A 5233-nucleotide genomic window follows, 5' to 3' on the forward strand; every position below is an offset into this window, starting at 1 on the left:
CCATCGGCGAGGATATTTTTATATCTTATGGGACGCAGTTTATTTGACGCTTACTGATTTCCGCCTCATAAACTTCAAACTCGATTTCTCCATTTTCAGCCTTAGACCTGAGATCAAGAGCATAATCAGCCCACTCAGCAAATTCAGCCTGTGACATTTTCTTTTTCATGTAGCGGGCGTAATGTTGCTTGTAAGCCTTGCTGTAAATATTCCAGTAAGGATTTGTTTTAACCTTAAACGTCGTAAGGCGATTATTACCATGAGAAAGCCGAGGCCTCTGACCTCGGCTTTTTTCTTGACAAGAAAGCAATATGATACTATAATAAACATAGTATCTGTTCTATGTACTCGGCAGAGGCTGGGTTGCAGCAGGAGACCTTAATGCCTCTGATTTACAAATATATAATGATATTAAAGAATTTAGAAGTTTGCTTGGAGATTATAAAAATACAGGAAACGCAGCATTAGCAAAAACTAATCTTCCTAATGTTGATCAAAAGATTTATTCGTTTAGTGGATATGATAGTTTTTAATGTTTCTAACATATCAATAAATTATAAAAATGAAATTAAATTATTGAAGTGAAGCTTACATGGTATGTGCTCTCTGCGAGGCGGAAAAAGCTTTGAAAATCGATGTATAAAAAGGATCCACAGATATAAATATTATCTATGGATCCTTTTTATGTAATTGTTTTAAGAAGTGAATTTTACGTATTAGCAATAACTCAATTCAATGCCTGTTCAAGAGAGTTTCTTGCTGCTTCGATTATACCGTTAGAGCTGTACGTAGCGCCAGAGCAGGCGTCAATGCCGTCAGCACTGAGGCTGCTTTTTATCTGTGGTATTACTTTGTTCATAGCGTCGCCGAAATAGTCGGGATCGTCAGCGTCGGCAGTTGCCGAAAACGCAGTAATAACATCATTTTCAATTGTAATGGAAACGTGTACCTTTCCGTCATAGCCCTCGCCTGTACCCTCAAAAGTACCGTTTCTGAAGCGGTTGCTCTGCTGTGGAGTTTCTTCCGGCTCATCTTCAGCAGGCTGTTCGTTCTGGGGCTCAGCTTCAATGGTTGGTTCTGTAGTTTCAATAGTTGAAGTTTCAGTGTTTTTTTCGGTTTTATCGGAAGTTGTCGCAGTTGACTTGGCTGTTGAAGTCGTTTTTGATGTGTAAGCTGTGGAGATAGCAGTTTTTTCTGTATGAGCCTGTTCGTTTTCGGGATTTTCAAATGTCGAGCTTGCCGATGTGCTGACAGGCTTTGACTTAACATTTGTGTTCCGTGAAACAACTCCGCAGAGACATAAGGGGATAATAAAAGCGCAGGCAGAAACTGCATTCGGAAGGAAATTTGAAGCATTTTCCTTTTTGGAAAGATAATACTTTCTCAGTCTGAGTACAGCGTAACCGATGAATACTGCGCTGTATACAAGAACGCTGAGGAAATATCCCTCTCTACCATTCTGAGCCTTCGGAATAAAAAGCACCATGATATGAATATATATCATCGCATAGAAAAGATAAGCAAAGCACTGTATCTTCTTCCATGTTTTAGCGGCCATTTTCTTACGGACAGCCTTGAAGGACATCACAGTAAGCGGTATCATTATAAGCGTCATTGCAGCTGATAAAACAAAGGTGATGACGAAGTTCCTGAAAGCGTCTCCACTGCCTGTTCTGCCGTTTACAAGGCTGGTTAAATACCTGATACCGAATGTTACGATATGCGAAAGCGTGAGCACAGCGGCAGTAATTGAAAGCTCTCCTCTTATCGGCATGAGCTTCTTAATCGGAGCAGAGCCGTTGGGAAGAGCTCCTGTAAACATTACTACTGCCCAGAAAGCAGCTCCGAGAGCTCCGCGTGAGAACATACCTAAAACGTAATTTCTGACAAAGCTGTTGTTTATAGTGATATCGGACTGTGCTGTTATGATAGAAGCAGCTGTGAGGACAACTGCCGCGATATAGAATATCACGGGGCGCTTTTTTAGCTGCTTATCAAGGATAAATGCTGTAAAAAGCGCAATTATAAGTGAAATGATAAATAACATATATTATTACAACCTTTCAGCACTTGACCCCTGAGCCGTAAAAGCTCCAGGGGTCAGCTGCATTATAATTTATCTGTCAGGAAACGAAATGTCAATCGTTTTTCTTTCTGAGCGCGAAAGCTGTAGCTCCGGCAAAAGTTAGGAGCGCTAAAGGCAGAGCCATTCCGTTTACGCCTGTTTTCGGGCTGTTTGAAGAAGATGATGTGGTCTTTGCTGCTGTTGTAGATGCCTTTGTTGTGGTCGTTGCAGTAGCTGCTTCATTATTGACTTCAAAGCTGTATGGTGCATTATAGCCTGTTGAGTTGAGAGTGACAGTGTAAGTACCGCTGTTCTCAAACACCTCTGCGTCGCTTACAGTTGCATCGAGATCGATAGAACCGTCCTCCTTGAAGAGCTTTATGCCCTTGCTGCCTGTTGCTTTGTAAGAAGTTCCGTTTATGTCAACAGTTGCAAGGTTTTTGATGAAGTTTGCAGCGTCATCTGCGGTAAAGCCGTCAGCAGCTGTGAGCTTTCCGTCTGCGAACTTTACAGGAATATCATTTGTTGTAAGCAGGAACTGAGCTGTCATGGGAGCATATTTGCCGCTTTCATCGTTAACGTTTACATTATACTTGCCAGGTTTTGCATTTGTGTAGCTTACTTCTGTTTCGGTAGCTGTGAGACCCTCATCTGCACTGATGACCTTCTTATAGTCCTCTGGGAAACCTGTGAGTGAAAGAGCTGTCTTGCCTGTGCCTGCAGAAGCGTCCTCAGCCTTGACCTCACCTGCAAATCTGATAGGAAGATACTGCTCACCGACATTTACGGTGGTATAGCCGTCAAGTGTGATGAATGTTACAGATGTAACGGTCTTGCCCATTGAGCTTGCGTAGTTTTCGTATTTTACATGGTTTCCATGATATTCTACAGTCTTTATGCCTGCCGACCATGCATACGAACCAGATCTCCAGATATTTTCGAGGTGACGCATAGCGTAGTGGTCGTTTTCCTTTGTATTGATTATTACGCCGTAAAGAACTGTATTCTCGGGATAGCCTGCTACCTTGATCTGATAGTCGCCGTAATAGCTGTTTGTTGAAACTGTTGCAGAGCCTTCGATTGTCTGCTCGCCGTTTGTGTCAACGAGCTTCGATACGCTGAGAGAATCACCTGAAAGGGCTACTTCCTTGTATGCTGTCGGCTTACTGTCGAGGGGAGAGAAGTCATACTTTCCCTTGAGAGCATCAACGTCAGCTGATGAAACTTCAACCGGGAACTTTACACCGAGGATGGTTCCGTTGCCGTTGTTGTATGTACCCTCAACGATCTCGCCTTCGCCGTTCATGCCCCACTTGCCCTTTGTGGTCGCGGAAGAAACAGCGTCAACAGTGTATGCGTCATCGATCTCTGCTTTGTAGAATTCGGCATAGGGTATGTTCATGGTACCATATATCTTTTCGCTGTCCGCAGCAGATCCTGAGAAAGGCGTAGCTGCAAGAGCAGCTATACAGACTGCTGCACTTAATAGTGTTCTTAATTTTTTCATTTGTCAAAATACTCCTTTTGTTATTGAATTGTCTTGTAAATCATTTAAATAGACTAAGTATATTTTACAACAAACAGCAAGCTTGTGTCAATGTATTTTTTCTATAATTTAAATAATTAGTGATTATTCAATTTTGTTTAAATAATGCATTTTTGTTAGCAGGGACTTTTTTCAGATGCTGGATTTTACAAAAGAAAAATAAAAATAGGCGCAATTAAGCCGTTTATAATATATCTTTTCAAAAATAGATGTTACATCTGAAAAAGTAGAGTATATACGAAAATAGATGTGAAATAGTTGAAATAGAGTATGTGTATCACATCTATTGACTTTGCTGTTTCGGTTGGCTATAATGGGATTGCAGCGTTGCAGAAGAAACTTGAAAACAGAATATTTCACATCATGTCACTGGAAAATGGAGTCCATAATTGTACAATGCTACAAAGTTGAAAATTATTTTTCTTATATTAAACGGTTTTCCGTTTAAAAAGTCCCCTTTTCCGCCTATATATACATACAGCTTTTAAAAAGCGTATGTCAGCAGCAATGCTGATCTTATTAAAAGGAGGTCATGAAAATGACTACACCAAAAAGAAAAGTGCTTACAATCAAAGAGGCGGCGAAGCTTATCGAGGGACTGACGGAATACCGCATCAGGCAGATGTGTATTTCGGGAGACCTGCCCTGTTTCAAGGCTGGCAAGAAGTACCTCATTTCTGAAGAAGCTCTCATGAAAGCTGTTTTCGGACATTATGAACCCGAGGGCGGTGATGCCGCATGAATATCTTTGAAAAGATTCGTGGCAGTATTACCATGCAGAAGGTTGCGGAGCTGTACAGTATCGACGCTCGCAGAGGAATGATAAACTGTATTTTCCATGATGACAAAACTCCGTCCATGAAGCTCTACAATGACCACTATTATTGCTTCGGCTGCGGAGCTCATGGAGATGCAGTAGCATTTGCAGCTCAGGTAACGGGACTGTCACAGTACGAAGCTGCAAAGCAGCTCTGCTCCGCCTTCGGTATCGTACACAGCAGCAAAGAACCATTCATAAAACCGGTGATACAGAGAGAAACTCAGCGCGAGAAAGAGGGCAAAGCCTTCCGCGTACTGTCTGACTATTATCATTTGCTGTGCAGATTCCGGGAAGAATATGCTCCGCGAACGCAGGGAGAAGAGCCCAGTCCGCTGTTTGTGGAGAGCCTGAACAATCAGGACGAATATGAGAACTACTGCAATATTTTCATCAGCGGAACACAGGAAGAGAGAAAAGATTTTAGAAGACGAACAGTTTGTGAAGTTCGGAAAAGAACTTGAATGTTCCACAGCCGACTTGTACAGCGGTTATTGTCACTGGTGTGCTATTAACAGTACCGATCCTATGAAAAAGGAAATGTTCAACCTGTGGCTGAAACAGAACCATGAGAAGTTCAAAATCGAGTATTGTGCAAACGTCCAGAGTCATGAAAACAGTAAAAGAGCAAGAGGCTATCGCGGCATTGATACAAGCTACAGAAATAATCTCAGATGAAATTGAAAAATGTTGTGTTTGCTGTGTAAGGTGTGTATTTGCCGATTTTGCGTTGGTTATTTTACACACCGATACACAGCAACGGAACAGCAGGTGTGTAAAAAGCTCCGCGATATATAGCCTTTTA

Annotated in this window: 6 protein-coding genes; 3 read left to right on the top strand and 3 right to left on the bottom strand. The window is 41.8% G+C overall.

Annotated elements, in window-relative coordinates:
- Nucleotides 1–25: 25 nt before the first annotated feature.
- The 3 genes from Q0R37_RS15725 to Q0R37_RS15095 all read right to left on the bottom strand — a co-directional run bounded on the left by Q0R37_RS15725 (nucleotide 26) and on the right by Q0R37_RS15095 (nucleotide 3572).
- A complete protein-coding gene (locus Q0R37_RS15725; RefSeq protein WP_366517449.1) occupies nucleotides 26–310 on the bottom strand; it encodes a DUF6076 domain-containing protein in 285 nt (94 codons plus the stop codon).
- 417 nt (nucleotides 311–727) lie between these two features.
- Nucleotides 728–2047, bottom strand: a complete 1320-nt coding sequence (locus Q0R37_RS15090; protein ID WP_294755406.1) for an FMN-binding protein — start codon at nucleotides 2045–2047, stop codon at nucleotides 728–730.
- A 91-nt stretch (nucleotides 2048–2138) separates the two neighbouring features.
- Nucleotides 2139–3572: an NPXTG-anchored protein gene (locus Q0R37_RS15095; RefSeq protein WP_294755407.1), complete on the bottom strand. Its 1434-nt coding sequence runs from the start codon at nucleotides 3570–3572 to the stop codon at nucleotides 2139–2141.
- 577 nt (nucleotides 3573–4149) lie between these two features.
- On the opposite strand from Q0R37_RS15095, the gene Q0R37_RS15100 reads away from it, so the two are divergent.
- Genes Q0R37_RS15100 through Q0R37_RS15110 form a run of 3 tightly spaced genes read left to right on the top strand, consistent with a single transcriptional unit; the run spans nucleotide 4150 to nucleotide 5106 of the window.
- Nucleotides 4150–4353, top strand: coding sequence for a helix-turn-helix domain-containing protein (locus Q0R37_RS15100; RefSeq protein ID WP_242940092.1), 204 nt, complete (start codon nucleotides 4150–4152; stop codon nucleotides 4351–4353).
- Nucleotides 4350–4892, top strand: coding sequence for a CHC2 zinc finger domain-containing protein (locus Q0R37_RS15105; protein ID WP_294755408.1), 543 nt, complete (start codon nucleotides 4350–4352; stop codon nucleotides 4890–4892). Before Q0R37_RS15100 ends, Q0R37_RS15105 begins: the two co-directional genes overlap by 4 nt.
- Complete coding sequence (locus tag Q0R37_RS15110) at nucleotides 4870–5106, top strand: hypothetical protein (RefSeq protein WP_294755409.1); 237 nt, start codon at nucleotides 4870–4872, stop codon at nucleotides 5104–5106. Before Q0R37_RS15105 ends, Q0R37_RS15110 begins: the two co-directional genes overlap by 23 nt.
- Nucleotides 5107–5233: the final 127 nt, after the last annotated feature.

Origin of the sequence: uncultured Ruminococcus sp. (assembly GCF_946415235.1) — a bacterium.
In the GTDB taxonomy this organism is placed as follows: Bacteria; Bacillota; Clostridia; order Oscillospirales; family Ruminococcaceae; genus Ruminococcus.

What these genes read in the sequence shown, in the direction of transcription:
- Q0R37_RS15090 (WP_294755406.1), bottom strand. Translation starts at nt 2,047, where the DNA reads ATGTTATTTATCATTTCACTTATAATTGCGCTTTTTACAGCATTTATC.
- Q0R37_RS15095 (WP_294755407.1), bottom strand. Translation starts at nt 3,572, where the DNA reads ATGAAAAAATTAAGAACACTATTAAGTGCAGCAGTCTGTATAGCTGCT.
- Q0R37_RS15100 (WP_242940092.1), top strand. Translation starts at nt 4,150, where the DNA reads ATGACTACACCAAAAAGAAAAGTGCTTACAATCAAAGAGGCGGCGAAG.
- Q0R37_RS15105 (WP_294755408.1), top strand. Translation starts at nt 4,350, where the DNA reads ATGAATATCTTTGAAAAGATTCGTGGCAGTATTACCATGCAGAAGGTT.